Below are 26,832 nucleotides of genomic sequence, written 5' to 3'. Positions count from 1 at the left end.
GGTATCGGGTTCCGAAGTCATGTGGGCCTAGCGAGCCAGTGGCTGCAGTGACGGGTGTGAATGCCGCTAGCCGAGCGGCATGAGGTACGTCAGCACCAGCACGCCCTCAGCGATCACTGCGAGTCCGACGGCCGGTAGATACCGCATCGCGGAATAATGTCCGCGGGCCAGCTGCCGTCGCCGGTTCACGCCGAACCCACACACGACAGCGGCGAGTACCGCGACGGTGGCGACAAGGATGAGCCGCGTCGCGTCGTGACCGCCGTTGAATGTATCGGCGTTGCGTAGCAACACCAGAACACCCGAGGTGGCGATCGCCAGCCCCGTGCGGTTCCAGGCCAGCGCCGTGCGTTCGGCCTGTAGCCCGCGATCGTGGGTGAGCGTCATCGCACCGTGGCGCTGAGCGCGAGGACGACGGTGATCAGTCCGATCAGCGCCAGGCCCGTGGTGAGGAAGGTGGGAGCGGAGGCCTGCGGCAGCGGTTCGTCGTTGCGGATGGCCCGGTCCACCTGGCTCCAGCGTCGTAGTCCCGCGACGGAGGTCAGGACCGCCATGGCGCCGACGCCGACGCCCAGAACGTGCCGAACGCCCGGGATCGCGAGCTCCGGCATGAACTGGACGACAGCGACAGCGGCGGCCATCAGCCCCAGTGACGTGCGCTGCCAGGCCAGGAACGTGCGCTCATTGGCGAGGGTGAACCGGTAGTCGGGCTCGATCGGGGTACGCGGAGTCGTCACGCTCGAAATGTCCATGGCTACAAGACTTTCCGATAAATCTGTGTCATGCCAGGGCACCGGAGGTGGCGTAACAGGGTGTTAATTCACGGTGTCGGCGGTGCGGCGCAATCGCGGCGATTCCCCATCTGACCTGCGGTTTCAGCCCGCGCAGATGGCGTAACTACCGCGCAACCTCAGATGACAGCGAGGTAACAGAAACGGTTGACCCTTGTGGACATGGACAAGCAACAGCGCACTGGCAGCCCTCGGCAGGCCCGCTCGGTTGCTCTGCTGACCGCTCACGGTTGGTGGGGCCCAACTGCTGACGGGGTGCGGCGTGCTGTCGGAACCGACCGTCGTCGTCAACGTCGGCTATCAATCCAAGACCATCAACACCGTCAACGCCGGCACGCTGCTGCGCGATCGTGGTGACTTCGAGAACCAGCTCAAGCAATTGGGCGCGACCACCAACACGAAGTACCGGGTTGTGTGGCAGGACTTCGCTTCGGGCGCTCCGCTGACGGCGCAGATGATCGCCACGCACGTCGACATCGGATCGATGGGCGACTATCCGCTGCTGACCAACGGCTCCAAGACCCACAAATACGATGACGCGGCAACGGAATTGGTCGCCACCACCGGCTACAACCTGCGCGGATCGCTGAATCAGGTGGTGGTGCGGTCGGACTCGTCGGCGCGCACGCTCGCTGACCTGACCGGCAAGAAGGTGTCCACCAGCCTCGGATCGGCCGGCGACGGCATGTTGTCCACCGCCGTGAAAACCGTTGGCATCAGCAAGGACTCGCTGCACGTCGTCAATCAGGATCCGTCGGTCGGAGCGTCGTCGATCGACGGTGGCCAGGTCGACGCCCTGGCGCAGTTCGTGCCATGGCCGCAGCTGGTGATCTACCGCAACCAGGGGCGGCTGCTATACGACGGCGGCGACAACAATGTGCCCACCTTTCACGGCGTTGTCGCGCGCCGGCAGTTCGTCGACGGCCATCCCGAGGTGATGGCGGCGTTCCTGCGGGCCATGAAGAGCACCACCGACGAGATCGTCGCGCATCCGCTCAAGTCGGCCCTGCGGGTCAGTGCCCTGACCGGGATCGAACCCGAAGTGATCTATCTGTACAACGGTCCGAACGGCTTCGTGAGTTTCGATATGACGCTCAAGGATCGGGTGCTCGCGGCGTTCAAGCCGATCAAGACCTACCTGGTCGGGCGCGGCGCGGTGACAAAGGATTTCGACGTCTCTCATTTCATCAACGACGGATATCTGAAGCAGTTGTTCGGACCCGACTACCCGCAGCGTCAGGCGAACACCGCGAATCCGATGACGCTGACCGGTTTCGACGAGGTGTGCGGACTGCCGGTCAACGACCCGGCGCAGGCCTCTGAACTGTGGGCATCCGGTGCGGCCACTGAAGTCTCCGCCACCCCGAGTTGCCTACTGCGCCGGCTTGCCGCGACACCGCACATCCGGGCCGCCTACGTGCCTGACGCCTTGACCGGCCTGCGGATCTTCGCCGATCACGCTGTCTGGCTTCAGGATCCGGAGGCCCTACCCACTCAGCGGTACAAGCCCTTCGCTACGTCCGCCGGTGCCGACACGTACCGGACCAAGCACCCCCAAGCGGCAGCCGTCGGCTACGCCGCCGCCATCGGTCAATCCCGCGTCGCGGGCTAGTCACACCAACAGGAGAGAAAGGAAACGCATGACCGAGCTCATGACCAGACCCACGCTGGCGGTCCCTCGCCTGTGGTCACCGGCGAAGCGGACCGGAAAACCGATGCGGCACAAGGTGGTTGATCTGCTGTCGGCGCCGGCCGCACGGCGTCTCCCGGCCTTCCTGCTGCCGCTCATCCCGATCGCCGTCTTCCTGACGCTGTGGCATCTGCTGACGGCGCACAACGTCGTCGCGTGGCTGCGGTTCAACCGGATGCCGGCACCGGAGGCCGTGTTCCACACTCTGATGACACGGGCCAGTTCAGCTGCTTTCTACGACGACCTGCTGGCCAGCCTGCAACGCATCCTGCTGGGCTTCGGTCTGGCGGCTGTGATCGGTATCGGGTTGGGTGTGCTGATCGGTCGCTCGGAGATCGCCCGAATGACGTTGCGGCCGTTCATCGAACTGATCCGCCCCATCCCGGCCATCGCGCTGGTGCCGCTCACCATCCTGCTGTTCCCGTCCAGCGAGCAGGGCATCGTGTTCATCACGTTCTTCGCCGCGTTCTTCCCGGTGGTGGTCAGCACCATCCACGCCATGGACTCGATGCCGAAAGTGTGGGAGGAAGCCGCGCAGACCATGGGTGCCGGACGAATGTCGTTGTTGCTCCACGTGATAATCCCAGGTGCGCTACCGGGGATTTTCGCCGGCCTCTCGGTCGCGATGGGCGTGGCCTGGATCTGCGTGGTCAGTGCGGAGATGATCTCGGGCCAATACGGCATCGGGTACTACACCTGGCAGGCCTACGGATTGCTCGACTACGCCGGAGTGGTGGTCGGCATGATTTCCATCGGCGCGCTGGGACTTGGTACCGCGTGGTTGGTGGAACGGATCGGACGGCGGGTCAACCGCTGGCTGCCGAGGGCCGCCCGATGAGCGCCGGCGCCGTCAATCTCCAGCAGCTGCAGCTGGGCTTCAACGGTGTGGTCGCTGCCAACATCAGCCTGGCCATCGAGGGTGGCGAAGTGGTCGTCTTCCTCGGCCCGTCCGGCTGCGGCAAGTCGACCATTCTGCGGGCGTTGGCCGGGCTGCTCAAGCCCATGGGTGGCACCGCCACAGTCGACGGGGCACCGGTCGCTGGCAATGCGGCCCAGTGCGCCATGGTGTTCCAGGAGGACGCGCTGTTCCCGTGGCGCAGTGCGCTCAAGAACGTCGAGTTCCCGCTCAAGCTGCGGGGTGTGCGCGGCAAGGAGCTGAAGGAGACGGCGACGGCGCGGCTCGAGCAGGTCGGGCTCGGGGCGTATCTGCACCACCTGCCGAGCCAGCTCTCGGGCGGCATGCGCCAGCGGGTGCAGCTGGCCCGGACCCTGGCCTGCAAGCCGCGGGTGATGCTGATGGACGAGCCGTTCGGCGCCCTCGACGCGCAGACCCGGCTGGAGATGCAGCAGCTGCTGATGTCGGTGTGGGAGGACCACAAGATGACGCTGCTGTTCGTCACCCACGACGTCGACGAGGCGCTGCTGTTGGCCGACCGCGTCGTGCTGCTGAGCCACCGGCCCGCCACCGTCGCCGAGGTCATCACCATCGAGCAGCCCCGCACCCCCGAGGCGCAATTCGAGGAGTCCTACCAGCGGCGCCGCCGCGCGATCCTGGACTTCCTCGGTCAGCGCCCGGCCGCCTGACCAAACTGGCTTTCCGCCAAGGAGTTTCGATGAGCATCACCCTGCCGGGGTTCCGCGCGCCCCGTACCGATCTGTCACCCGCCGTGCTACGCACCGAGGTGCTGGCCGGGCCGGTCGTCGGGCTGGCGCTGATCCCGGAAGCCATCGCCTTCTCCGTCATTGCGGGCGTCGATCCCCGCGTTGGGCTGTTCTCCTCGGTGACCATGGCAATCACCATCGCGTTCGCCGGGGGACGCCCGGCCATGGTGTCGGCGGCGACGGCGGCGGTGGCACTCGTGGTGGCGCCGGTGGCCCACGAGCACGGCGTCGGCTACCTGGTGACCACCATCGCGTTGGCGGGCGTGATTCAGATGCTGCTGGCGTTTCTCGGGGTGGCCAAGTTGATGCGGTTCATTCCGCGCAGCGTGATGGTCGGCTTCGTCAACGCACTCGCGATTCTGGTGTTCGTCGCCCAGCTTCGGCATCTGATCGACGTGCCGTGGCTGGTGTATCCGCTCACCGCGGCCGGCATCGCGTTGATGGTGCTGCTGCCCAAACTGACCACTGCGGTGCCGCCGCCACTGGTCGTGGTGCTGGTGCTGACCGTGGCGGTGGTGGCCTTCGGCTGGCACGTGCCTAACGTGGGAGATCAAGGGGCGCTGCCGAATTCGTTGCCGATGCCCGGCATTCCAGACGTGCCGTTCACCCTGCACACGCTGCAGGTCATCGCACCGTACGCGGTGGGAGCCGCGCTGGTCGGGCTGCTCGAATTATTGATGACGGCCAAGCTCGTCGACGACATCACAGACACGCCGTCGAACAAGACCCGCGAGGCGTGCGGGCAGGGCATGGCCAACGTGGTGACCGCGCTGTTCGGTGGCATGGGTGGTTGCGCCGTGGTGGGGCAGACGATGATGAACGTCAAGATCGCCGGCGCCCGGACCCGGCTCTCGACGCTACTGACCGGGGTGTTCGTGCTGATCCTGGTGCTGGCCCTCGGCGACCTGGTCGGGCGGATACCGATGGCGGCGCTGGTCGCCGTGATGATCGTCGTCTCGGTAGCAACCTTCGACTGGCACAGCGTGGCGCCGCGGACGCTGAAGGTGTTGCCGCGCAGTGAAACTCTGGTTATGGCGATCACGGTCTGCGCGACGGTCGGCACCGGTAACCTGGCGATCGGCGTCGCGCTCGGGGTGTTGGCCGCAATGATCGCGTTCGCGCGCCGCGTCGCGCATTCCACCTCGGTGTCCTTGGTGGAACCGGGGATGTACCGGGTGTGCGGCGATCTGTTCTTCGTATCCAGCAACGACCTGGTGCATCAGTTCGACTACGCGGGCGACCCCGCCGACGTCGTGGTGGACTTGTCGGGCACCGCGGTGTGGGACGCCTCGTCGGTGGCCGTCCTTGATGCGATCCGGATGAAGTACTCGTCGCGAGGAAAGACGGTGCGATTCGTCGGGCTTGATGACGCGAGTTCCGACCGGCTTTTCCGGTTGTCGGGACGCCTAGGCATTTAGCGGCGCGGGCCTGCAACGTTGCGCCATGATGGAGGCGTGAACGTGAACTGGCGTGGCGTCCTCAGCGTCGTTGTGGGGCTGCTCATCGGGTTGCTCATGGGCGGCCCTGCAGCCGGCCAGGCGCACGCCGCCGTTGCCGCACCCGCCGGGGACGTCATCTCCATCGGTGACCCGCACGCGCTCGGGCAGATCGACCTCTACCTCGACCCCATCTGCCCGTTCAGCGGCAAGCTGATCCGGTCCGACGGCGAGGAACTGGGGCGGCGCATCGACAACGGCGCGCTGCGGGTGAACGTGCGATTCGTGAACTTCCTCGAAAAGTATTCGGCCAGTGGCACATACGACCAGCGTGCGATCTACGCGGCCTTCGTCGCGGCCGGCGAGTCGAAGTCGAGCGATGTCGCGTGGCGTTTCATCCAGCAGATTTTCGCGAAAGAGAACCAGCCGCGTGAAGGCGGCGACACGGACCTGAGCAACGACCAGTTGGCCGAGCTGGCGGGTAGCGCGGGTGCGCCGCAGTCGGCGCAGGACCTGATCCGGCTCGGCCTGCCCGTCGGCTATGACTCCAAAGTCATCGCCGCCAACAACCTCAAGCTCCTGCACGAGTTCCCGGAGCCGGGCGTGCCGCTCGTCGTCATCGATGGGCAGGTCGTCAACGACGAGGAGTGGCTGAGCCGGTTGCCGGCCTGACCGGTAGAGGACGGCTCCGACGCGCGCGGAGGGCTCGTCTGGGACAGTGGTTGTCCTGGCTTCCTATGTCGAGTGTGGCGCTTGGCATGGTCCGTCGCGGCGTGGCGCCTCAGCACGCGCCACGTTCGGCGTAGAGCCTGCCGATCCGACCAGGTCGTCTTGGCGCCGGTTCTTGTCCCCTGATCGGGGGACAGGACTTTCACCCGACGGAGGGGCCGGTCGGCGGATACAGCTCGACTGCTGTGCGCGGCATTCTTAGTTCAACACCGGAACACACCGGAAAGAACTTGAAAAGCCTTATCCGCCAAAGGAGTCGACATGAACATCACCCGCCGCATCGCCGCCGGATTCGCCCTCGCCGCCGCGCCGGCCGTCATCTTTCTCGGTGCCGCCACCGCGCACGCCGACGTCACGACCGCCAGCAGCCCTGTCGGCACGCACCACGCGTTCCCGCACCAGCAGAACGCCCCGCAGCCTGGCAGCCCGGTGCATCACCACCACCAGCACAACCACCGCTGAGACTTTCTGTCCCTGCTGAGGCCGCCCCTGTCATCGACGGGGCGGCCTTACGCAGCTTGAGTGGTGGTGTGTGCACAGGGTGCAGGTCGGCTACTTCGCGATGAACACCTCGGTGTCAACGGAAGGTATGGGTCGATTCCGGCCTGATGTGTGCGGGCTACCGAGCGTAGATTTTGGGCAACGGTGTGATGCTGTCGGTGCGCCTGCCTACCCTCGATAGCGTGGACTATCAAGAGGTCAGTGCGTTGCGGGAGCGGCATCCTGCCTGGCGGCTGCTGCGTGCAGGCAATGCCACGCTCATCCTGTCCTTCCTAGGGGAGTTCTTCGTCGAGGGCAATCGTGGCGCGTGCTCTGCCAGCGAGGTCGCCGGTGCGCTCGATGAGCATCTTTATGCGCTGAATGCCGACGAGGTCCGGTACCCCAAGGAGCCGCGCGCCTATCTGGAAGATTGGGCGGCTACGGAGGCTGGATACCTGCGGCGGTTCTACCCGCCAGGCGACGACGAGGTTCACTACGAGGTGACACCGGCATTCGAGAAGTCCTATTCCTGGGTTCTCAATCTGCGGGGACGGTCCTTCGTCGGCACCGAATCGAGATTGCACACCGTTGTCGAACTACTGCGTCAGATTGTGCACGGAACCGAAGTTCAACCCGAAGTGCGGACGGCTGAATTGCGTCGGCGCAGAGCTGAACTCGATGCGGAGATCGCCTCGATTGAAGCGGGCAACGTTCCCATGTTGGACGCCACCGGCGTACGTGACCGCTATCAGCAGTTGTCGGCAACGGCCCGCGAACTGCTGGCGGATTTCCGCGAAGTCGAAGACAATTTCCGGTTGTTGGATCGAGCCGCGCGCGAGAAGATCGCGGCTTGGGAAGGAGCTAAGGGCGAATTGCTCGCGGAGTTGGTTGGTAGCCGCTCGGAGATCGCCGGCTCGGATCAAGGACGCAGCTTTCAAGCGTTCTATGACTTCTTGCTCTCCGAACAACGCCAGACAGAGCTGGCCGATCTGCTGGCCAAGGTTACCGCTCTCGACGCGATCGAACCCGATCAGCGGAACAACAGCGTCAAGGGAATCCACCATGACTGGTCGGAGGCCGCCGACAGGGCGCAGCGCACGGTCCGGCAGATCTCCGAACAGCTGCGACGTTTTCTCGACGATCAAGTCTGGCTGGAGAACCGCCGTGTGTTGGACCTCGTCCGGGCAGTGGAGACGGCCGCCCTTGAGGTGCGCAGGAACCCGCCGTCCTTCGGTCTCGAGGTCGACGAGCCGGGCATCGAAATCGCACTGCCCTTCGAGCGTCCGCTGTATCAGCCGCCGGTGGCGGTTGCTGTCGAGAGTCACATAAGCGAAGCCACCGAGCAGGTCGACGCCGCACTATTGTTCGACCAGACGTACATCGACCAGGTACGACTGGCCGAGACTATCCGCGCTGTGCTACCTCGCAATACATCAGCACTGCTATCCGATGTGATCGCTGCTCACCCGATTGAACAGGGTGCGGCCGAGATCGTCGGCTACCTTGCGCTGAACGATGAGGATGTGAGCATCGACATGGATGAGACCGAGGAGACCATTCTGGAATACGTGGACGTTGCCGATTCCGACCTCATCAAGCGCGCCAGACTACCTAAAGTGACGGTGCGACGGCGATGAGTACGGACCGTGATGTCGCGGCCACCATCATCCGGCTAATGCAGGGTGTCGTCTACCGCACCTCCGACGAGGACACCTGGCTGGTCCTAGAACGTCAGGGTGCCGGTGTGCGTGACCATTTCGCCACCATTGGCGTCGACGTCGTTACTGATGAGGCCGAGGGTTACGCATACCTGCGTTCGCGGTCGGAGGAAGAAGGTGTGGAGGCGCTACCGCGTCTGGTGCGCCGGCGGGCGCTCACCTACAACGTCAGCCTGCTGTTAGTCCTGTTGCGCAAACGCCTGGTTGAATTCGAAACCAGTGGTGGTGAGGGAAGATTGGTTCTCAGCACTGACCAGATCGTTGAACTGCTGCGACTGTTCCAAGCGGAATCCACGAACGATGCCCGTGTTGTCGACCAAGCAGAGGCCACAATCAAGAAGGCTGCCGAGCTCGGGTTCCTGCGACAGCTCCGCGGTCAGCGCGATCATTGGGAGGTGCGGCGCATCCTCAAGGCCTACGTCGATGCACAGACCCTAGCCGACTTCGCCGGCAAGCTGCGCGAGTACGCAGGGCTTCCTGTCGGCGATGAGCGAGCGAACCGTGAGTGAAACTCTCTCCGACGCAGTGGAACTCGTTGATGGACAGCGAGCCGGATACCGGCTGCAATACGCCGAAGTCTATAACTGGGGAACCTTCGACGACCACGTATGGCGCTTCACGCCCGGTACCGATACGGCGCTGTTGACCGGTGACATCGGCTCAGGCAAGTCAACGATAGTCGACGCGCTCACGACCTTACTTGTTCCCTCGCACAAGGCCGCCTACAACAAGGCCGCCGGTGCAGACGCCAAGGAACGTACGCTGCGCTCCTACGTCGAGGGTCACTACAAGTCCGAGCGCAACGAGACCACTGGCAAATCCCGCCCAAAAGGCTTGCGTGAGAACAAGCGCACCTACTCGGTGATTCTCGGTGTCTTCCACAATCACGGCTACGACGAGACGGTCACGCTGGCCCAAGTGTTTCAGCAACGCGAGAGTACCGGTCAGCCGTATCGGTTCTTCGTGACCGCGATCAAAGAGCTGTCGGTCGCCGGTGATTTCGCTGATTTTGGTACTGACTTGCGCGCGCTGCGCCGACGCCTGAGGGCGGCAGGCGCGGAAATTTTCGACGAGTTTCCCAAGTACGCGACTTCGTTGCGTCGTCTGCTCGGTATCCGATCGGACCAGGCACTAGAGCTGTTCCATCAGACAGTGTCGATGAAATCCGTTGGCAACCTCAATGATTTCGTCCGTGATCACATGTTGGAACCGAGTGACTCGACTGACCGGGTTCGTGACATCATCGGACACTTCGACGACCTATCCAAGGCTCACGACGCCGTCAAGCGGGCCCGCGAGCAGCTCGAGGCTCTCCAACCTATCGTGGAAACGGCGGCCAAGTACGACGCTGCACTTGCCGAACGCGACGGACTCGATCATGAACGGTCCGCAGTCAGGTCGTACATCGCAGAACTTCGGTCCGGTCTGCTCTTTGCGGAGATCACGCGGCTCGAGGCAGAGGGCGCGGCCCTGTGGGCGCAGCAGGATGCGGCCGAATCGGAGCAGCGACGGCTAAACCACGAACGTGAATCCCTGATCGAACAGCGCGCGAAGGCGGGTGGGGATCGGATCGGAGAGCTGGAACGACTGGCCGCCGAGGCACGCGCTCAAACAGAAGCACGCCAACAGACCAGCGTCCTATTTGATGCCGCCGTCTCTGACGCTGGCCTGGACTCGGTCTCCGACGAGCGGGCGTTCGCCGCGCTGTCAACGTTGGTTGGCGCCGAACGTCCCCGCTTGACCAATCGGAAGCGCGATATGGACACGGCCGTTGTCGACGCGATCGGACGGGAGCGAGAAATTCGACGAAAGTGCGAGGTCCTTACAGGGGAGATCGGCAGCCTGGAACAGCGCACCAACAACCTGCCGCATGAACAAGTGGCCATCCGGGCCGAATTGTGTTCCGCGCTGAATCTGACGCCGGGGGAATTACCTTATGCCGGGGAGCTTCTCGACGTAGACGACGAGCACTCGCAATGGCGAGGCGCTGCCGAACGCGTGCTCCGGGGGTTTGCGCTGTCCCTGCTGGTGCCGCAACGACATTATGACGCTGTCGCCGCATGGGTGAATGGACGCAGTCTCACAGTTGCGGGGCGGGGAGCCAAGTTGGTCTACGAGCGAGTACCGGCGCACCGGGTACGGCTGCAGCCGACGGTCGAGGATGGGCTGCTGCTGGCTGACTGCATCGATGTGCGGGAAGGGCCATTCACGGAATACCTCCGCCACGAGCTGATGAAGCGGGCCAACTTTCGTTGCGCGGCGACACTCGATGAGTTCCGCAATCATCCCCGCGCCGTCACCCGTGAGGGACAAGTGCGCTCGGGTGACCGGCACGAAAAGGACGATCGACACCGCGTCGACGATCCGCGGCGCTGGGTGCTGGGCTGGATCAATGAACGCAAGATTGCCGCACTGCGCAACGAGTTGACCGAGCTGCAACAGGAGCATTCGGAGGCAACCGATGTTGCTACGCAGTTGGGCGAGCAGAGGGAGGCGCTGCAGCAACGGCTCGATGCGTTCCTGCGCGTTGAGGGGTTCCGCTCGTGGGCCGACCTTGATGTCGACGAGGCTGCGTCGCGTGCCGCGGCACATGACGCCGAACGTGTCCGTTTGCAGTCCGGTTCGTCGCGGTTGGAAGAGATCACCCTGGCGCTGGAACACAATGCTGAGCAATCCTCTGCCGCAACGAAACTGAGCAGGGAGATCACCGGGCGGCTCGCCACCACGGCGGCGTCCGTGCAGCGCGCGAAGCAAGACCGTGCGCGGGACGACGATTTCGTCGCTGCTCAGCCGGAGCGTCAACTGGAAACCGCCCGGGCGTCGTACCACGCACTCGACGAACGCCTCGGGGAACGCCGGCCCAAACAGGCAGCGCAATGTGCCGAAATCGAGACGACACTGTCAGCGGACCTGCATCGACGCATCGAGCGGCTTTCTGGTCAACTAAGTGGCCACGCGCTGAACCTGACTCAGTACATGAGCGAGGTGCTGCGTCGGTGGCCCGAGCAGCGCGCCGATATGGACGCAACTGTCGCTGCTCGCGGCGACTTCCTCGCGTTTCGTGACCGCGTCGCTACCGACGACTTGCCGCGTTTCGAGAGCGAATTCAAAGAACAGCTGAATAAGAACGCCATCCAAGAACTCGCCGGGTTCAATAACTGGCTGGGGCGGCAGGCGTCAGCCATCGATGAGCGAGTCGACCGGATCAACGATGCGCTCGGCGCAGTGCCATACAACCCGGGCCGCTTCATTCGGTTGGAGAAGGAACCCACCACTAATCAGGATGTCGCACAGTTCCGTTCGGATCTGCGTAGCCTGACCAACGACATGCTGGCTGTCGACGGCGACCAGTACTCGGAGCAGCGGTTCCTGGATGTGAAGAGGATCATCGAGCGGTTCCGTGGGCGGGACGGTTACGCTGAATCGGACAAGAACTGGACCCGCCGGGTAACCGACGTGCGCAACTGGTTCGTCTTCTCGGCCTCCGAACGCGACGTGGAAACAGACGTCGAGTGGGAGCACTACAGCGACTCGGACGGCAAGTCCGGGGGGCAGAAAGAGAAGCTTGCCTACACGATTCTGGCGGCCTCACTGGCCTACCAATTCGGCCTCGAATGGGGAGTCTCACGGTCGCGTGACTTCCGATTCGCGGTGATCGACGAGGCGTTCGGACGCGGTTCGGATGTCTCCACGCGATATGCGCTGGAGTTGTTCGCGACGCTGGGGCTGCAGCTGTTGATTGTTACGCCGCTGCAGAAGGTGCACGTGATCGAGCCGTATGTGAAAGCCATTGGGATCGTGGATAATCCGGGCGGTACATACTCCCGGCTACAGACCATGACAATCGAGGAGTACCGCAGCCGTCGTGACGGATCCTCGGTATGAACGCTGCTTGGACCTCGGCTGAGGATGTAGCCGCACGGGTCAGGCGTCGGTGGGATGACGGGTCGCTACTGCGGAGCTACGCCAACGCCGAGCCGTTCGCGCCGATCGAGGTGCCGCTGCGCGGCCCCACGCTTGCTCAGATCGGTGACGACATCGCTGCCGCGCGTGATTGGGTCGTGGCCTTGGACGGTGGTCGCGGCAACGACGTCCGTTACGCGCTGGAATGGAAGACCGTCGGCGGCAGACAGATTGGTCGCAATGCAGTACCTATCCGCGCGGTGGTTTCTTCGTACGAACAGGCCTGGACGTTGCTTGGCGTGGTGGCGACAGTCCGCCGTTTCGATAGACTGCTGACGCTGACGGCGCAGCATAAGCCTGTCCGTGACTGGATTGCTTCGTACCCGCACCGTGCTCTGTCACTGGTATCGGAGATGCCGCGCTTGGTCGCAGCGTACGAGTGGCTGGACGGTCACAGGCACTCACAGCGATATCTGCGGGAGCTCAGCGCCCCCGGGGTCGATACCAAGTTCGCCGAGCGTTATCGGTCCGATCTGGCTGGAATGCTTGGTGTTTCGTCATCGCCTGGCGGATTTCTGGTTGATTTGGGCCTGCGGGCCAAGCCCAGTCTTCTGCGGTTGCGCCCTTCGTCGTCGTTGGGCCTTCCGGTACCGCTGACTGAGGTTGCAGCACGGACCGACGAACTGGCGCAGTTGGACGTGCAACCGCATGTTGCGCTGATCATCGAGAACGAGATCAGTTATCTCAGCGCTGCGGTACCTCCAAATGGTGTGGTGATCTGGGGCAAGGGTTTCGATGTCGACAATGCCGGGAAGCTGCAGTGGCTGGCCGGTGCAGACGTCATTTACTGGGGTGACATCGACACGCATGGATTCGCGATACTCGATCGTCTGCGGGCCTGGCTGCCAAGCGCGCGCTCGGTGCTGATGGACCGGGAGACCCTGCTGACGCACCGCGATCGTTGGGTGAGTGAGGATCGTCCGGCAAGATCGCTACTCACTCGACTGACTGCTGACGAGTACCGCCTGTACTCCGAGTTGGTCGAAGGGGGGTTGGGGGTCGGCGTGCGCCTCGAGCAAGAGCGGGTGGACTGGTCTTGGGTCGAGCAGCGGTTGCGTCTCACGCAGGAGCGCACTGCAGAGTCGTAGGCTCGAAGCTGGGACCTACAGTGCACCGCTGGTGCGTGAGTGGCCGAGTCGCACTGCTTCTGAAGTGCGAAGAGTTGTCGAACGGCATCTTTCGCGAATGTTGTCGAACGGCTACAATCTGTGATGTTGTCGAACGACTACATGAGGTGTCGAAATGCAAGTCAAGACGATGGGTGATCTTGGTGCGCTCGTTCGTTCGGCGCGTACCGCCCGCGGGATGACGCAGGCCGATCTTGCGGCGCAACTGCACACGAGCCGAGATTGGGTAATTCGTTTGGAGAAAGGGCACCCGCGGCTCGAAGCGCAACGGGTTCTCGACGCTCTGCGTGTCGTTGGTATTGACCTCCACGCCGCTGTTTCCGGGACACCGTTGAAAGCTCCTTCGAAATCACAACGGCGAGTTCCCCGTGACCCGTTTGACGCGCTCTTCGGCCCGAAGAAGGCGTAGTGGCGACTCGAACGTTACGCGTCTACCTTGACGGAACTCCTATCGGAACGGCCGCGCAATCGTCGCAGGGCGCGCTGAGTTTCAGCTACGACGACGAGTACCTCGAACAAGGTGATCCGACGCCGTTGTCGTTGTCGTTGCCGGTCCTGTCAAAGCGGCACCGGGACAAGGCGGTCCGCGCATATCTTGAGGGCCTGCTGCCTGACAGCGAAGGAGCGCGACAGCGATGGGGACGCGAATACAACGTGTCGCCGAACAATCCGTTTTCGCTGCTCGCTCATGTCGGTCGCGATGCGGCCGGCGCAGTTCAGATTCTTCCGTCTGATCTCGACCCGGCCGATGCGCGTGATCGAACCGGTGACATCGACTGGCTCAGAGATACCGACTTCGCCGAGCTGGTGCGTGACCTCGCTACCCATCAATCCGACTGGGACCCAGGGAGATTCGGGGGGCGCTGGAGTCTTGCCGGCGCCCAACCAAAAGCAGCGCTGTTCCGTGACCCGGCGTCAGGGCGATTCGGTATCCCGCGTGACGCCACGCCGACGACCGCGATCGTCAAGCCTGCGATCGCTGGTTATGCCCGTCACCACATCAACGAGGCGCTGTGTCTGAGCGCCGCCGGTGAGGCTGGTCTACTTGCGGCTGGATCCGAGGTAGTCGAGATCGCTGACGTTCAGGTACTGATCTCGATGCGCTACGACCGGCTTCATGACGGGACCGCGTGGCGCCGGGTCCATCAAGAGGACATGTGCCAGGCATTGTCGGTACACCCCAGCTTGAAGTACCAGTCCGACGGAGGGCCGGGCGTGGGCAAGATCGCGGATCTACTCGCCAGGCTCCCGATCGAGGACCGCGAGGTCAATGCCGAGCGCTTCTTCAAAGCTCTGGCATACAACGTGCTGATCGGCGGAACGGACGCTCACGCTAAGAACTACTCGCTGGTCCTCATTGGCGCGCGGGCGCAGGTATCGCCCCTGTATGACGTAGCGTCGGCGGCACCGTACGACCAGCATCAGCGGCTGCTGTCATCGATGAAAATCGGTGACCACTGGAAGATGCTTGACGTTACGAATTCTGATTGGCGCACGGTAGGCCGTCGACTCGGGCTCTCCGGGGACCGGGCCGTGGCTTGGGTTGATGAACTTCGAAAGCAACTTCCTGGTGCGTTCGAGCGGGCGGTTGCTTCGCTGCCGGTGAGTGCGCAGGCAGAGGCAAAACGCATGGGGGACCGGATTGTTGAGCATATTGCTGGAACCTGGAGGCCGAGCTTGAGTAGTTGAGTGCGACGTCCTCGACAGGCCGGACAAGTTTGGACCCTGCCTGCGCAGTCTGTGGCGCGGGTACCGCTCGACTCATGCGCCAGGGCTCTGGTGAGCCCTTACGCACTGGGGCTGACAGGCCTGCCGAGGAACGCCAGCAGCTTGGTGGTGCGCGAACAACCCGCCGGCGCGGGTTGCTCCGGACCGAACGCCCCGGGGCGTCGGAGCAGCTGTTCCGGCACCGAGTGGACCAGCCCTTCGGACAGGGTGAGCAGGTCGTCGGGCAGCTCGATCGACTCGCCCAGCGACTGGCGCAGATCCCAGGTGTGCAGCGCCAGGTCGGCAATCGGGAACAGCAGCGCGCGGCGCAGCGGAACCTCGCCCTGCGGGGACTTGCGCGGGGCATCGAGATCCGCCGTGGGTAGGGCGTCACGGAGCCGAATTGCCAACGCGCTCAACTGATCGGCGGGGTTGCCATACATCCAGTCCGACGGTTCGGACGGGCCGTCCCAGAGCTCGCCGTCTTCGGCGAGCACGATGATTCGGGTGGCGCTGCCGGTCGCGTGCGCGACCAGTTCGCGCACCGTCCAGTCCTGCAGGATCGACGGATCATCCCAGCGTTCGGCAGGAACGTCACGGACGGCGGCGGTGAGCAGGTCGAGGGCCTCGACAGCCAACACGCCAAGCTCGGGAGTCGTGTCTTCGCTCATAAAGGCCACCGTACGAGCAGGCACCGACATCGATCCAAAGAATCGAGCGAGCCGGTTCGCTAATTGGCCTGCCGCGGCCCCGTCCCCGTACCCTTCGACGGTGACCGCGATCGATCCTGACCAGCTCAGCACCTGCCTGAAGGTGCTGGCTGAGGTGAGCGCGCTGCCGCCCGAGCACCCCGACGCCATTGCTGTCCGCCAGGCCACCGCGAAGATGTTCAAGGAGCTGAAGAAGGAGCGCCGGGCCGCCGCCCGCGACAAGATCGCGGCCGCTGATCGCGCTGTCATCGCCGCGACCGCCACGGGCGCGCCGGGACGCATCGACGACGAGACGCAGGGCCTGCCCCTGGTGTCCACCGCGGTCGGGGCCACGGCAGGCACGCTGCTGCGCTCACAGCACTGCTACATCTGCAAGAACCACTTCACGGTGGTCGACGCCTTCTACCACCAGCTGTGTCCCGATTGCGCCGCCTTCAACCGGGCCAAGCGGGATGCCCGCACCGACCTGACCGGTCGTACCGCGCTGCTCACGGGTGGACGCGCCAAGATCGGCATGTACATCGCGCTGCGGCTGTTGCGCGACGGCGCGCACACCACGATCACCACCCGGTTCCCCAACGACGCGGTGCGCCGCTTCGCCGCGATGGAGGACAGCGCCGACTGGTTGCACCGGCTGCGGGTGGTGGGGATCGACCTGCGTGACCCGGCCCAGGTGGTCGCGCTGGCCGACGAGGTCGCCGCGCAGGGGCCGCTGGACATCCTGATCAACAACGCGGCGCAGACGGTGCGACGCCCGCCGGGCTCGTACGCCGCGCTGGTCGAGGCCGAGCGCACCCCACCGCCGGAGTTAGTCGACGTCATCACCTTCGACCACGTCAGTGACGCGCACCCGCATGCCCTGGCCGGCAGTCTCGGTGAGCACCCGACGGCGCACGCCCTGACATCGCTTGCGCTGCAAGCCCGTAGCGCGTCGCCGGAGCGGATTGCCGCCGGCCTCGCGATCGACGCCGGCGGGCTACTGCCGGACACCGCGTCGATCAACAGCTGGACCCAACGGGTGCACGAGGTCGACGCGATGGAGCTCCTCGAGGTGCAGCTGTGCAACCAGACGGCGCCGTTCATCCTGGTCAGCCGACTGCGCCCGGCGATGGCCGCCTCGTCCGCGCGGCGCAAGTACGTGGTGAACGTGTCCGCGATGGAAGGCCAGTTCAGCCGCGGCTACAAGGGGCCCGGGCATCCGCACACCAACATGGCCAAGGCCGCGCTGAACATGCTGACCCGCACGAGCGCCGGGGAGATGCTGGAGCAGGACGGCATTCTCATGACCGCCGTCGACACCGGCTGGATCACCGACGAACGCCCGCATCCCACCAAGCTGCGGCTGGCCGAGGAAGGCTTCCATGCACCGCTGGATCTGGTGGATGGTGCTGCGCGCGTGTATGACCCGATTGTGCGCGGGGAACGGGGCGAGGACCTCTACGGGTGCTTCTTGAAGGATTACGCGAAGAGTCCCTGGTAGCGGGACCCGTCGGGCCGAGCACCGCTCACCCCGCGATTGGGCGGCGCACATCCAGCTGGGCAAGGTCGGCGGCGATACGCCCGGCTGACCATCCGGCGCCGTCGGACGCCGACATCATGCGGGGGATCGTCGATGGGAAGAGCCTGTCGGTGAGGTCATCGGTTGCCTGGCTGCGCGCTGCCAATACCGGAAGGAGCCTGTCGACGTCCAGTTCGGTGGCCGCCGTCGTAGAGGTGGCAGTAAGGCGTTCACCAATGCGTGCGGCGTACGAGAGCAGAAATGACTGGCGAAACGAGCGGGTCCGGGCCTGCGCGCCGGCGGTCGTGCGGCCCACCGCCAGCATCGCGCGGTTGGCCTGAACCAAGAGCGAAGTAGAAAGCAGCTCAACGAATTCCACGTCGCAGTCGGCACCGATGACGGCGACGAATCCGAGCTTCTCCGCGCACACGATGCGACACCGGTTGGCCGTAGCAACGGCCTGCGCCAGTGCTGCCTTGGCGATGACGTAGGGATTGTCGATCCAGATCCTTCGGGCATTCGCCTCGGCTGCGCGACCGCGCTCGTGGTCGCGGATCGCGTGGTGCAGCGAGTATCTGCTCATCAGTTCTTGCGCCTTGGCTGACAGGGTGTCGGCTTCGTCAGGAAAGTTGGTGGCCTCAGCCTTGGCCAGCAGCGCGCGCACCCGGCTGAGCGCTTTGGCGTCGGCCGCATTCGGCTGGACCGCAGCATGCTGGTTCTCGCCGGGCAACGGCAGCAACGGTTGGAGTTTCGGCAGGGTCCCCAAGAACCGAAGCACCTTGAGTACGGCGCTCAACGCCGCGTGACGGTCGACGGCGTTCCTGTCCGCCCAGTCCCACAGCTGCCGAGCGCTGTTCTCGATGGTCGCGGGCAATGCAGCGAGTTCGGCGCGCCATCGCGGGTGCAGGGTGGAGACGGGATACTGCCGGGACTCGCGCACGACGGCCTCGGCCAAATAGCCAACTGCTGACGTGTCGAGGCGGCGGCGGGCGAACTCGTGCAGATCGTTCGGTGACCAACCCACCCGCCACGCGACGGCGATCGCGTTGGTGAGCGCCGCTTCGGCGGCAATGTCGAGATCATCTGCTCGACTGGGGAATTCGTTCAGTAGCTCGGCGGCGTGGAAGTCCGCGTCGTGGGCGGGGCAGTGCGCAGAGTTGTACAGCGCCGCGGTGAGGTGGTCGAGGATCGCGGCCCGGTCGTACCCGGGATCGGTGCTCCGGCGTTCTCGTCGGGGCGATGTGCGGCGGCGGTCGTGGTGCTTGGCGGTGCGCTTCTGGCGGTTACGGCGGCTCATGCCGGGAGTCTGGCGCAACGGTCTGACAAGTGGCCGCGACTACCGCGCACACCGCCGCAGTGTGGTTCAGTGCAACCGGGCCGCGTCGCCGGCGCGGCGCACGTACGCGGTGAAACGCTGGAGCTGGTAGATCTTGCTGAGCGCGTGTACGGACGGACACGACCGGAGCAACGTGCCCGCACGCGGCGGCCTGACGCCCTACGCTGCGAACCATGTCGATCGATCGTGTCGGGCTCGTCGTCGGTGGCCTCCGGCTGGCGTCGGGGGTGTCGTTTCTGGTCGCCCCGGCTCGGGCGAATCGGCTGTGGGGTGACCCCGAGAAGCCGACGGGATCCACGTGGTTGCTGCTGCACTCGATGGGTTACCGCGATGCGCTGATCGGCGGGCTGCTCGCCGCGGCGGCGTTGCGTGGGCGGGACACCCGCGGTTGGTTCCTGGCCTCGGGTGGTGCCGATGCGGCAGATCTGTTGGGCGGCATGGGTGTTCATCATGAGATGAAGCCGTCGCAGAAGTACATCGGCCTCGGCGGCGCCATCGTCGGGATCGGTGTGGGGTTGTGGGGTGCGACGCGGCGTCGGTCTGTCGGTGCGGGGCCTGCCGGTACTCCCTAACCGGCGTTTGGCGCGTGTTTATGCCGCCATGCGCGCTGCGGTGGCCGCGGCGATCTGGTTGAGGTGGTTGGTGGCCACCTGCACCGAGCTCTGGTGGGGGAGCGCGTCGACGAACTCGTAGGTGATGTGCGGCAGGGTCGGCGGGTTGGTCGCGTAGAACGCGACGGCCCGGTCGATGGCTTCGACGAGGGCGGGGCCGCCCACGATCGGGTCGGTGACGAACGCCAGGACCTGCTGGGCCAGGCTGCCCTGGCCGGTCAGACCGGCGATCAGCGCGAGGGCCGCGTTGATGCTGATCCCGAGTTGGACGGCGGCCTTGTAGACGGCGCTGATGTCGGCGCCGGCCTGGTTGGTGGGCGTGGTGGTGTAGAGATCGCCGGGGTTGGCGAAGTCCCACCAGGTGTCAATGCCGTTGCTGTCCTTGGGGATTTGTGCAGCAGTCAGGTTGGTCGTGGCGATGCCGCGACCGCCCGGGTCGGTGCCGCCGGGGAAGGTGTGGCCTTTCATCCGCCAGGGGTTGCCGAAGGTGTAGCCGCCGATCAGGTTGGGCTGGGCCCATTGCAGGCTGCCGGTCATGATCTCGGCCAACACCCGCGACGCGGCCTCGGCGCCCTGGCTGTAGCCGCCGAGCGCGAAGGTCTGCTTCGGGTAGTTGTTGATCCAGCCGATCGCGTTGGTGACCGCGATCTGCACCGACTCGGCGTAGCTGGGGGAGAGTGGCGCGCCGGGTGGGATGGGGCCGAACGTCCAGGGGGCCTGGATGGGGACTTCGAAGACGAGGTCGGGATCGGCGTCGCGAACGACGTCGGACGGGTAGCCGGTGCCGGGGGCGGCCCAGGTGCCGGCGAAGGTCAGGACGGCGTGGCGGACGTGGAAGACTCCGGAGATGTTGGCCGCGATATCACTGAAAGTGGTCATCGCTCAGCTCATTTCGCTGTGGTGGGTAGCCCGTTTGCTTTGCGCCACTGGATGGCGAACTCCATCAGTTCGATGAGGACATCGCCGCTGTCGCGGGTGATGCCGTCGCTGAAGGTGTGTACCCAGGCGATCTGCTCGGCGGTGGTCACCTGCTGTTCGAAGGCGTCGAAGGTGCCCTGGTAGTTCTGGCCGTTGTGGACGGAGTTCCACGGGCCGCGGTTGGGGTCGTCGACGATGTCGCCGATGTTGCGGGGGTGACGGGCCAGGACGGCACGCCACGGTTCGGGCATGCCGTTGGCAGTGACGCCGGAGATGTCGGTCTGGAGCGATTGTGCATCAGCCATGGGGGGGCCTCCTGATCGGTATTGCGCCTCGTTGGCGAGAGGTTTAGCGGTACGAATGGCTGACAGTCGCCGGGCATTGAACCCGGGACCTGTTGTGCCGCCTCGTGTATCGCCATCGTCCGCCTTATTTGACTAGGTCGTCCAATTCCCACAGTAGGCCCGGATTGATAGGCCGTCGAACTTGTCGGGGGGCGGTGCGACGATGTGCGGCTCACTCAAATCAGGAGGAAGACATGAAGAAACTGTTGGTGGCCGCAATGACCGTCGGAGCGGTTGTGGCGTTGAGCCCGGTGGCCGCGGCCGAGCCGTCGTGGACGATGCCGAACCTGGTCGGCATGGATCTGCAGGGTGCTCAGGATGCGATCCAGTCGCTGACCGGGGGCGCGGTGTGGTTCAGCGGGTCGACGGACTTGACCGGCAAGGGTCGGGCGCAGATCATCGATCGCAACTGGCAGGTGTGCACGTCCACGCCGGCGGCGGGGGCGACGATAACGACGACGACATCGATCAGGTTCGGAGTGGTGCGGGATACGGAGAAGTGTCCGTAGTCGAGCCGGCTCGGCTGAGGGTTGAGCGGCAACGTCGAACACGAAGTCGATCGAATGTTACTCGGGCACACCATTCTCCTCTCGTTCGTAGAAGCCGCAGTCGGGATGAATCGTTGCACGAAGAGGGCGGCCAATTACATGACGATTGCAGCGGCGAACGCCCGCTGCGGTGTACTCGGGACCGTGGGGCGACACGTAAGCAGGCACTATTGCCGCGTGGTGGGACGCGCGTGCTAGCGCTGTCGCACCAAACCCTGCGGGTTGTCGCTATCGTCCACACAAGTGCCGACGAACAGCAGTTTGCGCACTTCGCAGGGTGGTTTCGCTGGCTGACTGTGGCTAATTGGCAATTGGCTGATTGAGGCGGGTGGCCAAACAGTAAGTTGTTGGCGGGAGTGCCGGTTGAGGGGATGTACGAAACCGGGCTTGATTTAGCGGGCGGGAACAGCAATGGACATTTTCCGGGTACACAAGAACCTGATCGACGACTACAAGTCATTCACAACCAGCGCCGTCGCGCCGCGCGACCCGAGGATCAACCAACATGTGACCGACGAACTTGCCGATGGCAAGCAATGGCCTGAGCCGTATTTGTCTCTCAACCCAATGTTCGCCTCCGGCGGCTCGATTGACCAGCTGGTGGCCGAGGGCCTGTTGCACCCGGAATGCTCGAATATATTCCGCCCTAAGCGGCATTTGAATGACCCAGGCACTGCACCGATTACACTGCACCGCCACCAGCGCGAAGCCATTGAAGCGGCGCGTTCAGGCAAGAGCTATGTGCTCACCACTGGAACCGGGTCCGGCAAGTCCCTCGCATACATCATCCCGGTCGTTGACTGGGTGTTGCGGCAAGAGCGAACCCCTGGTGTCAAGGCGATCATCGTTTATCCGATGAATGCCCTGGCCAACAGCCAAGTGGGCGAGCTCGAGAAGTTCCTGCGTTACGGCTACGGCGAGGGCCACGAACTGGTGACGTTCGCTCGCTACACAGGCCAAGAACAAGGCGAAAAACGAGAAGCCATCCTCCGTGACCCACCGGACATCTTGCTGACCAACTACGTGATGCTCGAGCTGATGCTCACCCGGCCCGAGGAGCGCCGCAAACTCGTTGGCGCCGCGCAGGGCTTGCAGTTCCTGGTTCTGGACGAATTGCATACCTACCGCGGCCGCCAAGGCGCCGACGTGGCGATGCTGGTCCGCCGGGTTCGCGACGCTTGTCAGTCACCCGGCCTGCAGTGCGTGGGTACGTCGGCCACGATGGCCAGCGCTGGTACGGAAGCCGACCAGCGCCGCGTCGTCGCCGAAGTCGCCTCTGGTCTATTCGGGACAGAGGTGACACCTGACCGTGTGCTCGGCGAGACCCTCGACCGTGCCACCACTGGCGACCCGAATGACGCCGACGCCCTGACCCGCGACAGCGACCAAGGTGGTGCGCAAGGTGACTATGGTGCGTTGGCTGGTTCCGCGCTGGCCGCGTGGATCGAGAAACGATTTGGACTTTTCACCGAGCCTGAAACAGGGCGGGTGATTCGGCGCAGCCCAACCCGGGTTCGAGAGGAGGCTGCGCGCCTTGCCGACATTACGGGCTGCACCCTCGATCAGTGTGCGGAGGCCATCCGCGCGACGTTGCTGGCGGGGTCGGCCGTGCAGCACCCAACGACGCGACGACCATTGTTCGCTTTTCGGCTGCATCAGTTTTTGTCCAAAGGCGACACGGTCTATGTGTCGATCGAAGACGAGCCGAACCGCCACATCACTTCGCACTATCAGGTGACGGTTCCGGATCGGCCCGACCACTTGCTCATGCCGTTGGCGTTCTGTCGTGAGTGCGGTCAGGAATACCTCGTCGTCGCCAGATCGACTGAAGGTTCAGACGTGATCTATCGCCCTCGTCGCGATCGCGACGCCAGCGGCGGCGACCAAGCCAATGGCTACCTGTACATCTCGACTGTCCAACCGTGGCCGGTCGATCCGCTGCCCGAAGGGCGCCTACCCGACTCATGGCTGGTTGACGGAGTCGTGGCCGAGCGGCGGCGTCCATACCTTCCGCGGCGCATCAAGGTTGACGTCGGAGGCAATGAGGTAACCGCAGGCGGCGTCGAGGCGGCGTTCGTGCCGGCGCCGTTCCGCTTTTGTTTGCGTTGTAAGGTGTCCTACGAACAGTCCCGCGGCAGCGATTTTGCCAAGCTGGCGACGCTCGATATGGAGGGTCGCAGCTCGGCGGTGTCCATGCTGAGCACCTCAATTGTGCGGTCGCTGAACAAGATTCCTAATGAGGAGCTCAGCCCGGAGTCGCGCAAGCTGCTGACGTTCGTCGACAACCGTCAGGACGCGAGCCTGCAGGCCGGGCATTTCAACGACTTCGTGCAGATGACACAGTTGCGCGGGGCGGTGCACCGGGCAACCCAACAGGGCGCGCTACGGCACGACGACGTCGCGCAGCGGGTTGTGCAGACTCTCGGCATCCGGTTCGAGGACTATGCCGCTAACCCGGAGGCGGTGTACGGGGCGCGTAGCGCTGCTGAGCGGGCGTTCAAGGAGTTCATCGAATACCGGCTGTACTCCGATCTCCAGCGCGGCTGGCGGATCACCATGCCGAACCTGGAGCAAACTGGGCTACTACGGATCAAGTACGAGTCGCTGCCTGAGATCGCCGCCGACACAGGCCTGTGGGGCTCGACCTATCTACCACTGCGTGACGCGAGTACAGGTCAGCGGGAAGAGTTGTGCCGCATTGTGCTTGACGAGTTTCGCCGCGAGTTGGCCGTCGACGTCGATTGCCTCACCGATGACGGTTTCGATCGGATCAAGCGCCAGTCGGATCAACACCTCACCGGTCTGTGGTCAGTACCCCCCCGCGAGCCTCGGCCCCAGCCGGGCGTGGTGTCCACTCAGTCCGGTGCGCCCGGCCGCCCGCGCGCCGAGGTGCGGTTGACCGGGCGCTCAGCGCTTGGCCGCTACATCCGTGAGGCGAGCGGGCTGCGCATGCCAACCGGGCCTCTCGATACGGGGGACGCGCAGAAGGTCATTGAAGATCTGCTTACCGTCCTTGAACGGGCTGGGTTGTTGACGAAGATCGAGATTCAAGGTATTCCTGGTCCGAACTATCGACTCAAGGCGTCTGCTGTGATCTGGACGCCCGGTGACGGCACATTGGGTGCCCCCGATCCGTTGCGCAAGGGGTTTGACCCTGAGCAAGGTACCCGGGTCAACCCATTCTTCCTCGATCTATACCGGCGCATCGCGCCGGAGCTTGCTGGGATGCAGGCGCGAGAACACACTGCGCAGGTCTCCACTATCGATCGGGAAGATCGCGAGAAGGCTTTCCGCAAGGGCGAATTGAAGGTCATGTACTGCTCGCCGACGATGGAGCTGGGTGTTGATATCGCCAGCCTCAACGCGGTCGGCCTGCGCAATGTGCCGCCGACTCCGGCGAACTATGCGCAGCGGAGCGGCCGAGCGGGGCGCTCAGGCCAACCCGCGTTGGTCACGACCTATTGCGCGACGGGTAATGCGCACGACCAGTATTACTTCCGGAGACCGGCCGACATGGTCGCCGGCTCGGTGGCCGCACCCCGGCTGGACCTCACCAACGAATCGCTGCTGGCGTCGCACCTGCATGCGTTGTGGCTGTCCGAGACCGGCGCCAACCTACATTCCCGCATGCCGCAGCTCCTCGACCTCGAAGCAAAAGACATGCCCCTGGCGCCGGACTTGCAACGGGTGCTGTCGGATCCCGATGCGGTCAGGCGTTCCACCGACCGCGCCAGCCATCTGATCGCACCGCTGATGGACGAACTGCAACGCACCTCGTGGTGGCACGACGCCTGGGTGGACAGCGTGATCGGGGGTGCCCCCGAGGGATTCGACCGATCCTGCGATCGCTGGCGGGATCTATATCGCGCGGCACTGGATGACCAGCAAGAGCAGAACCGTGTCGTTTTGGATATATCGGTGACCAAGCGAGCCCGCGACGCTGCGGAGGCTCGCCGACGCGACGCCGAAGGTCAACTGCGGCTGTTGCGCAATGAAGACACCGACCGCATGTTCTCCGACTTTTACACCTATCGCTACTTTGCATCCGAAGGGTTCCTGCCGGGATACAGTTTCCCGAGATTGCCTCTGGCGGCCTACATTCCGGGAATTAGGACTGGCGCCGGTGTTCGTGATGGTGGCGACTATCTGCAGCGGCCGCGGTTTCTGGCAATCAGCGAGTTCGGTCCCGGCGCGATCATCTACCACGAGGGCGCTCGCTACGAGGTAAAGCGCATCCAGGTGCCGATGACCGCCGGCGGCATCGGCACGGTCGAGCTCCAGGATGCCTACCGCTGCGAGTCTTGCGGCTATCACCATGTGCGCCGGCCCGGCCTCGACGTATGCGAACACTGCGGTGATGCGCTGGGCACGCCACAGTACGGTTTGATGCGCATGCAGACCGTATTCGCCCAACGGCGAGAGCGCATTTCAAGTGACGAAGAGGAACGGCGCCGGGCTGGATTCGAGCTGCGCACCTCGTACCGGTTTAGCCAGCACGGGCCGCGGACGGGACGCTCCGACGCGATCGTGAGGACGGACGAGAACGGTGAAACCCACGACCTGGCGGCCCTGAGCTACGGCGACACCGCCACGGTGCGGGTGACCAATGTCGGGCGGAGGCGACGCAAGCGACCCAATGAGCTCGGGTATTACCTGGACACCGTCAAGGGAAACTGGCTCAGCGAGAGTGCGGCTGGAGACGCGACACCCGAGGATGAATCCTTGGAAGACGCCGCCGATGTGCCGACCAAGCAGAAGGTGATTCCGTATGTGGAGGACACCCGCAACATCATGGTGCTGCGGCTCGCCAATTCGCTTCCTGACGAGGTGTCGACCACCTTGCGATACGCCTTGGAACGGGGAATCGAAGCTGAGTTCCAGCTAGAGGACTCCGAGTTGGCCAGTGAGGCCCTTCCTGACAAGGAGGGCCGGGGCCGGATGCTGTTGACCGAATCGGCTGAAGGCGGCGCCGGGGTGCTGCGGCGGCTTTACGCCGAACCCGATGCGCTGGCTCGAGCGGCGCGCCAGGCGCTTGACATTGCTCATTTCGCCCCTGACGGAACAGATCGTGGGCATGCCGAAGGTGCGCGCGAACGCTGTGAAAAGGCTTGCTATGACTGCCTTTTATCGTATGGGAATCAGGGCGACCACGCGAACATCGATCGCCATGTGGTGCGAGACCTGTTGCTCGCATTGGCCTCTGCCGTGACCGCGCCGGTGATCCAGGAGCAGCCGCGCGATGACCGGGCCAACGAGATCCGCCGCCAGTGCGAATCGGAGTTGGAACGCGATTTCGTCGAGTTGCTCGTCAAGCACGAGCTGGCGCTGCCCGATGGTGTCCGCCAACCCGCCGGGGCAGCACAGATTCGCCCCGATTTCGTGTTTCACGGTGAGGGCGCCGGGTTGGCGGTCTTCGTCGAACAGGCGGCACCGCACGACGCCGCCGAGGTGGAGGATCAACTGATCGACGCCGGGTGGTCAGTGCTGCGGCTGCATCCCGGCGAGGACTGGCTCGCGAAGGTGCGTGAGCACTCCTATGCATTTGGTGAAGGAAGGGTGTGACA

General features: G+C 64.4%; 22 protein-coding genes. 16 read left to right on the top strand and 6 right to left on the bottom strand.

The window, feature by feature from the left end; translation table 11 throughout:
• Positions 1–66: 66 nt before the first annotated feature.
• Together G6N46_RS11215 and G6N46_RS11210 are read right to left on the bottom strand one after the other, a co-directional pair.
• On the bottom strand, positions 67–387 hold the full coding sequence (locus G6N46_RS11215; RefSeq protein ID WP_138248248.1) for a DUF202 domain-containing protein: 321 nt from the start codon (positions 385–387) through the stop codon (positions 67–69).
• Positions 384–752, bottom strand: a complete 369-nt coding sequence (locus tag G6N46_RS11210; RefSeq protein ID WP_138248249.1) for a YidH family protein — start codon at positions 750–752, stop codon at positions 384–386. Before G6N46_RS11210 ends, G6N46_RS11215 begins: the two co-directional genes overlap by 4 nt.
• A 301-nt stretch (positions 753–1,053) precedes the next feature.
• Between G6N46_RS11210 and G6N46_RS11205 the strand changes: the two genes are divergently transcribed.
• From G6N46_RS11205 to G6N46_RS11150, 12 genes are all read left to right on the top strand, one after another.
• Entirely contained in the window at positions 1,054–2,403 is a 1,350-nt protein-coding gene (locus G6N46_RS11205; protein ID WP_234880565.1) for an ABC transporter substrate-binding protein, read from the top strand.
• A 28-nt stretch (positions 2,404–2,431) separates the two neighbouring features.
• A complete protein-coding gene (locus G6N46_RS11200) occupies positions 2,432–3,319 on the top strand; it encodes an ABC transporter permease (RefSeq protein ID WP_138248251.1) in 888 nt (295 codons plus the stop codon).
• Entirely contained in the window at positions 3,316–4,065 is a 750-nt protein-coding gene (locus G6N46_RS11195) for an ABC transporter ATP-binding protein (protein ID WP_138248252.1), read from the top strand. Before G6N46_RS11200 ends, G6N46_RS11195 begins: the two co-directional genes overlap by 4 nt.
• A 29-nt stretch (positions 4,066–4,094) precedes the next feature.
• Complete coding sequence (locus G6N46_RS11190) at positions 4,095–5,561, top strand: SulP family inorganic anion transporter (RefSeq protein WP_138248253.1); 1,467 nt, start codon at positions 4,095–4,097, stop codon at positions 5,559–5,561.
• A gap of 96 nt (positions 5,562–5,657) precedes the next feature.
• A complete protein-coding gene (locus G6N46_RS11185) occupies positions 5,658–6,251 on the top strand; it encodes a DsbA family protein (protein ID WP_163693140.1) in 594 nt (197 codons plus the stop codon).
• Positions 6,252–6,569: 318 nt separating this feature from the next.
• Positions 6,570–6,770, top strand: coding sequence for a hypothetical protein (locus tag G6N46_RS11180; protein WP_061007255.1), 201 nt, complete (start codon positions 6,570–6,572; stop codon positions 6,768–6,770).
• A 188-nt stretch (positions 6,771–6,958) separates the two neighbouring features.
• A complete protein-coding gene (locus G6N46_RS11175) occupies positions 6,959–8,425 on the top strand; it encodes a DUF3375 domain-containing protein (RefSeq protein ID WP_167526460.1) in 1,467 nt (488 codons plus the stop codon).
• Positions 8,422–9,015: a DUF4194 domain-containing protein gene (locus G6N46_RS11170; RefSeq protein ID WP_061007254.1), complete on the top strand. Its 594-nt coding sequence runs from the start codon at positions 8,422–8,424 to the stop codon at positions 9,013–9,015. Before G6N46_RS11175 ends, G6N46_RS11170 begins: the two co-directional genes overlap by 4 nt.
• Positions 9,008–12,391: an ATP-binding protein gene (locus G6N46_RS11165; RefSeq protein WP_234880566.1), complete on the top strand. Its 3,384-nt coding sequence runs from the start codon at positions 9,008–9,010 to the stop codon at positions 12,389–12,391. The genes G6N46_RS11170 and G6N46_RS11165 overlap by 8 nt, the downstream gene beginning before the upstream one ends.
• A complete protein-coding gene (locus G6N46_RS11160) occupies positions 12,388–13,557 on the top strand; it encodes a Wadjet anti-phage system protein JetD domain-containing protein (protein WP_138248256.1) in 1,170 nt (389 codons plus the stop codon). Before G6N46_RS11165 ends, G6N46_RS11160 begins: the two co-directional genes overlap by 4 nt.
• A gap of 154 nt (positions 13,558–13,711) precedes the next feature.
• Positions 13,712–14,005, top strand: a complete 294-nt coding sequence (locus G6N46_RS11155; RefSeq protein WP_138248257.1) for a helix-turn-helix domain-containing protein — start codon at positions 13,712–13,714, stop codon at positions 14,003–14,005.
• Positions 14,005–15,285: a type II toxin-antitoxin system HipA family toxin gene (locus G6N46_RS11150; protein WP_138248258.1), complete on the top strand. Its 1,281-nt coding sequence runs from the start codon at positions 14,005–14,007 to the stop codon at positions 15,283–15,285. Before G6N46_RS11155 ends, G6N46_RS11150 begins: the two co-directional genes overlap by 1 nt.
• 98 nt (positions 15,286–15,383) lie before the next feature.
• Here the strand turns inward: G6N46_RS11150 and G6N46_RS11145 are convergent, their stop codons facing one another.
• A complete protein-coding gene (locus G6N46_RS11145) occupies positions 15,384–15,974 on the bottom strand; it encodes a TIGR03086 family metal-binding protein (protein ID WP_138248259.1) in 591 nt (196 codons plus the stop codon).
• Positions 15,975–16,074: 100 nt separating this feature from the next.
• Between G6N46_RS11145 and G6N46_RS11140 the strand changes: the two genes are divergently transcribed.
• Entirely contained in the window at positions 16,075–17,493 is a 1,419-nt protein-coding gene (locus G6N46_RS11140; protein WP_138248260.1) for an SDR family NAD(P)-dependent oxidoreductase, read from the top strand.
• A 25-nt stretch (positions 17,494–17,518) separates the two neighbouring features.
• Here the strand turns inward: G6N46_RS11140 and G6N46_RS11135 are convergent, their stop codons facing one another.
• Positions 17,519–18,808, bottom strand: coding sequence for a DUF2786 domain-containing protein (locus tag G6N46_RS11135; RefSeq protein WP_138248261.1), 1,290 nt, complete (start codon positions 18,806–18,808; stop codon positions 17,519–17,521).
• Between the two features lie 212 nt (positions 18,809–19,020).
• Between G6N46_RS11135 and G6N46_RS11130 the strand changes: the two genes are divergently transcribed.
• Entirely contained in the window at positions 19,021–19,419 is a 399-nt protein-coding gene (locus G6N46_RS11130) for a DUF4267 domain-containing protein (protein WP_138248262.1), read from the top strand.
• Positions 19,420–19,437: 18 nt separating this feature from the next.
• Here G6N46_RS11130 and G6N46_RS11125 read toward each other — a convergent pair whose 3' ends face one another.
• Both G6N46_RS11125 and G6N46_RS11120 read right to left on the bottom strand, forming a co-directional pair.
• Positions 19,438–20,337, bottom strand: a complete 900-nt coding sequence (locus G6N46_RS11125) for a hypothetical protein (RefSeq protein WP_138248263.1) — start codon at positions 20,335–20,337, stop codon at positions 19,438–19,440.
• 8 nt (positions 20,338–20,345) lie between these two features.
• Positions 20,346–20,681 carry a hypothetical protein gene (locus G6N46_RS11120; RefSeq protein WP_061007247.1) on the bottom strand — a complete coding sequence of 112 codons (336 nt, stop codon included), beginning with the start codon at positions 20,679–20,681 and terminating at the stop codon, positions 20,346–20,348.
• A gap of 233 nt (positions 20,682–20,914) precedes the next feature.
• On the opposite strand from G6N46_RS11120, the gene G6N46_RS11115 reads away from it, so the two are divergent.
• Positions 20,915–21,229: a hypothetical protein gene (locus tag G6N46_RS11115; protein ID WP_138248264.1), complete on the top strand. Its 315-nt coding sequence runs from the start codon at positions 20,915–20,917 to the stop codon at positions 21,227–21,229.
• Positions 21,230–21,679: 450 nt separating this feature from the next.
• Positions 21,680–26,830 (top strand): DEAD/DEAH box helicase family protein, encoded by a 5,151-nt coding sequence (locus tag G6N46_RS11110; RefSeq protein ID WP_138248265.1) that lies wholly within the window; start codon positions 21,680–21,682, stop codon positions 26,828–26,830.
• The last annotated feature ends 2 nt before the right edge of the window (positions 26,831–26,832 follow it).

The sequence above is a fragment of the Mycolicibacterium phocaicum genome (assembly GCF_010731115.1).
Taxonomy (GTDB): domain Bacteria; phylum Actinomycetota; class Actinomycetes; order Mycobacteriales; family Mycobacteriaceae; genus Mycobacterium; species Mycobacterium phocaicum.
Note: the sequence above shows the minus strand (reverse complement) of the source record. Positions and strands in the feature narration are given on the sequence as shown.

Bases quoted from the DNA above. Each gene is read 5' to 3' on its own strand.
- G6N46_RS11170 (WP_061007254.1), top strand. From the start codon at position 8,422: ATGAGTACGGACCGTGATGTCGCGGCCACCATCATCCGGCTAATGCAG.
- G6N46_RS11155 (WP_138248257.1), top strand. From the start codon at position 13,712: ATGCAAGTCAAGACGATGGGTGATCTTGGTGCGCTCGTTCGTTCGGCG.
- G6N46_RS11145 (WP_138248259.1), bottom strand. From the start codon at position 15,974: ATGAGCGAAGACACGACTCCCGAGCTTGGCGTGTTGGCTGTCGAGGCC.
- G6N46_RS11215 (WP_138248248.1), bottom strand. From the start codon at position 387: ATGACGCTCACCCACGATCGCGGGCTACAGGCCGAACGCACGGCGCTG.
- G6N46_RS11115 (WP_138248264.1), top strand. From the start codon at position 20,915: ATGAAGAAACTGTTGGTGGCCGCAATGACCGTCGGAGCGGTTGTGGCG.
- G6N46_RS11185 (WP_163693140.1), top strand. From the start codon at position 5,658: ATGGGCGGCCCTGCAGCCGGCCAGGCGCACGCCGCCGTTGCCGCACCC.
- G6N46_RS11125 (WP_138248263.1), bottom strand. From the start codon at position 20,337: ATGACCACTTTCAGTGATATCGCGGCCAACATCTCCGGAGTCTTCCAC.
- G6N46_RS11135 (WP_138248261.1), bottom strand. From the start codon at position 18,808: ATGAGCCGCCGTAACCGCCAGAAGCGCACCGCCAAGCACCACGACCGC.
- G6N46_RS11190 (WP_138248253.1), top strand. From the start codon at position 4,095: ATGAGCATCACCCTGCCGGGGTTCCGCGCGCCCCGTACCGATCTGTCA.
- G6N46_RS11210 (WP_138248249.1), bottom strand. From the start codon at position 752: ATGGACATTTCGAGCGTGACGACTCCGCGTACCCCGATCGAGCCCGAC.
- G6N46_RS11195 (WP_138248252.1), top strand. From the start codon at position 3,316: ATGAGCGCCGGCGCCGTCAATCTCCAGCAGCTGCAGCTGGGCTTCAAC.
- G6N46_RS11120 (WP_061007247.1), bottom strand. From the start codon at position 20,681: ATGGCTGATGCACAATCGCTCCAGACCGACATCTCCGGCGTCACTGCC.
- G6N46_RS11175 (WP_167526460.1), top strand. From the start codon at position 6,959: ATGCTGTCGGTGCGCCTGCCTACCCTCGATAGCGTGGACTATCAAGAG.
- G6N46_RS11180 (WP_061007255.1), top strand. From the start codon at position 6,570: ATGAACATCACCCGCCGCATCGCCGCCGGATTCGCCCTCGCCGCCGCG.
- G6N46_RS11130 (WP_138248262.1), top strand. From the start codon at position 19,021: ATGTCGATCGATCGTGTCGGGCTCGTCGTCGGTGGCCTCCGGCTGGCG.
- G6N46_RS11160 (WP_138248256.1), top strand. From the start codon at position 12,388: ATGAACGCTGCTTGGACCTCGGCTGAGGATGTAGCCGCACGGGTCAGG.
- G6N46_RS11110 (WP_138248265.1), top strand. From the start codon at position 21,680: ATGGACATTTTCCGGGTACACAAGAACCTGATCGACGACTACAAGTCA.
- G6N46_RS11200 (WP_138248251.1), top strand. From the start codon at position 2,432: ATGACCGAGCTCATGACCAGACCCACGCTGGCGGTCCCTCGCCTGTGG.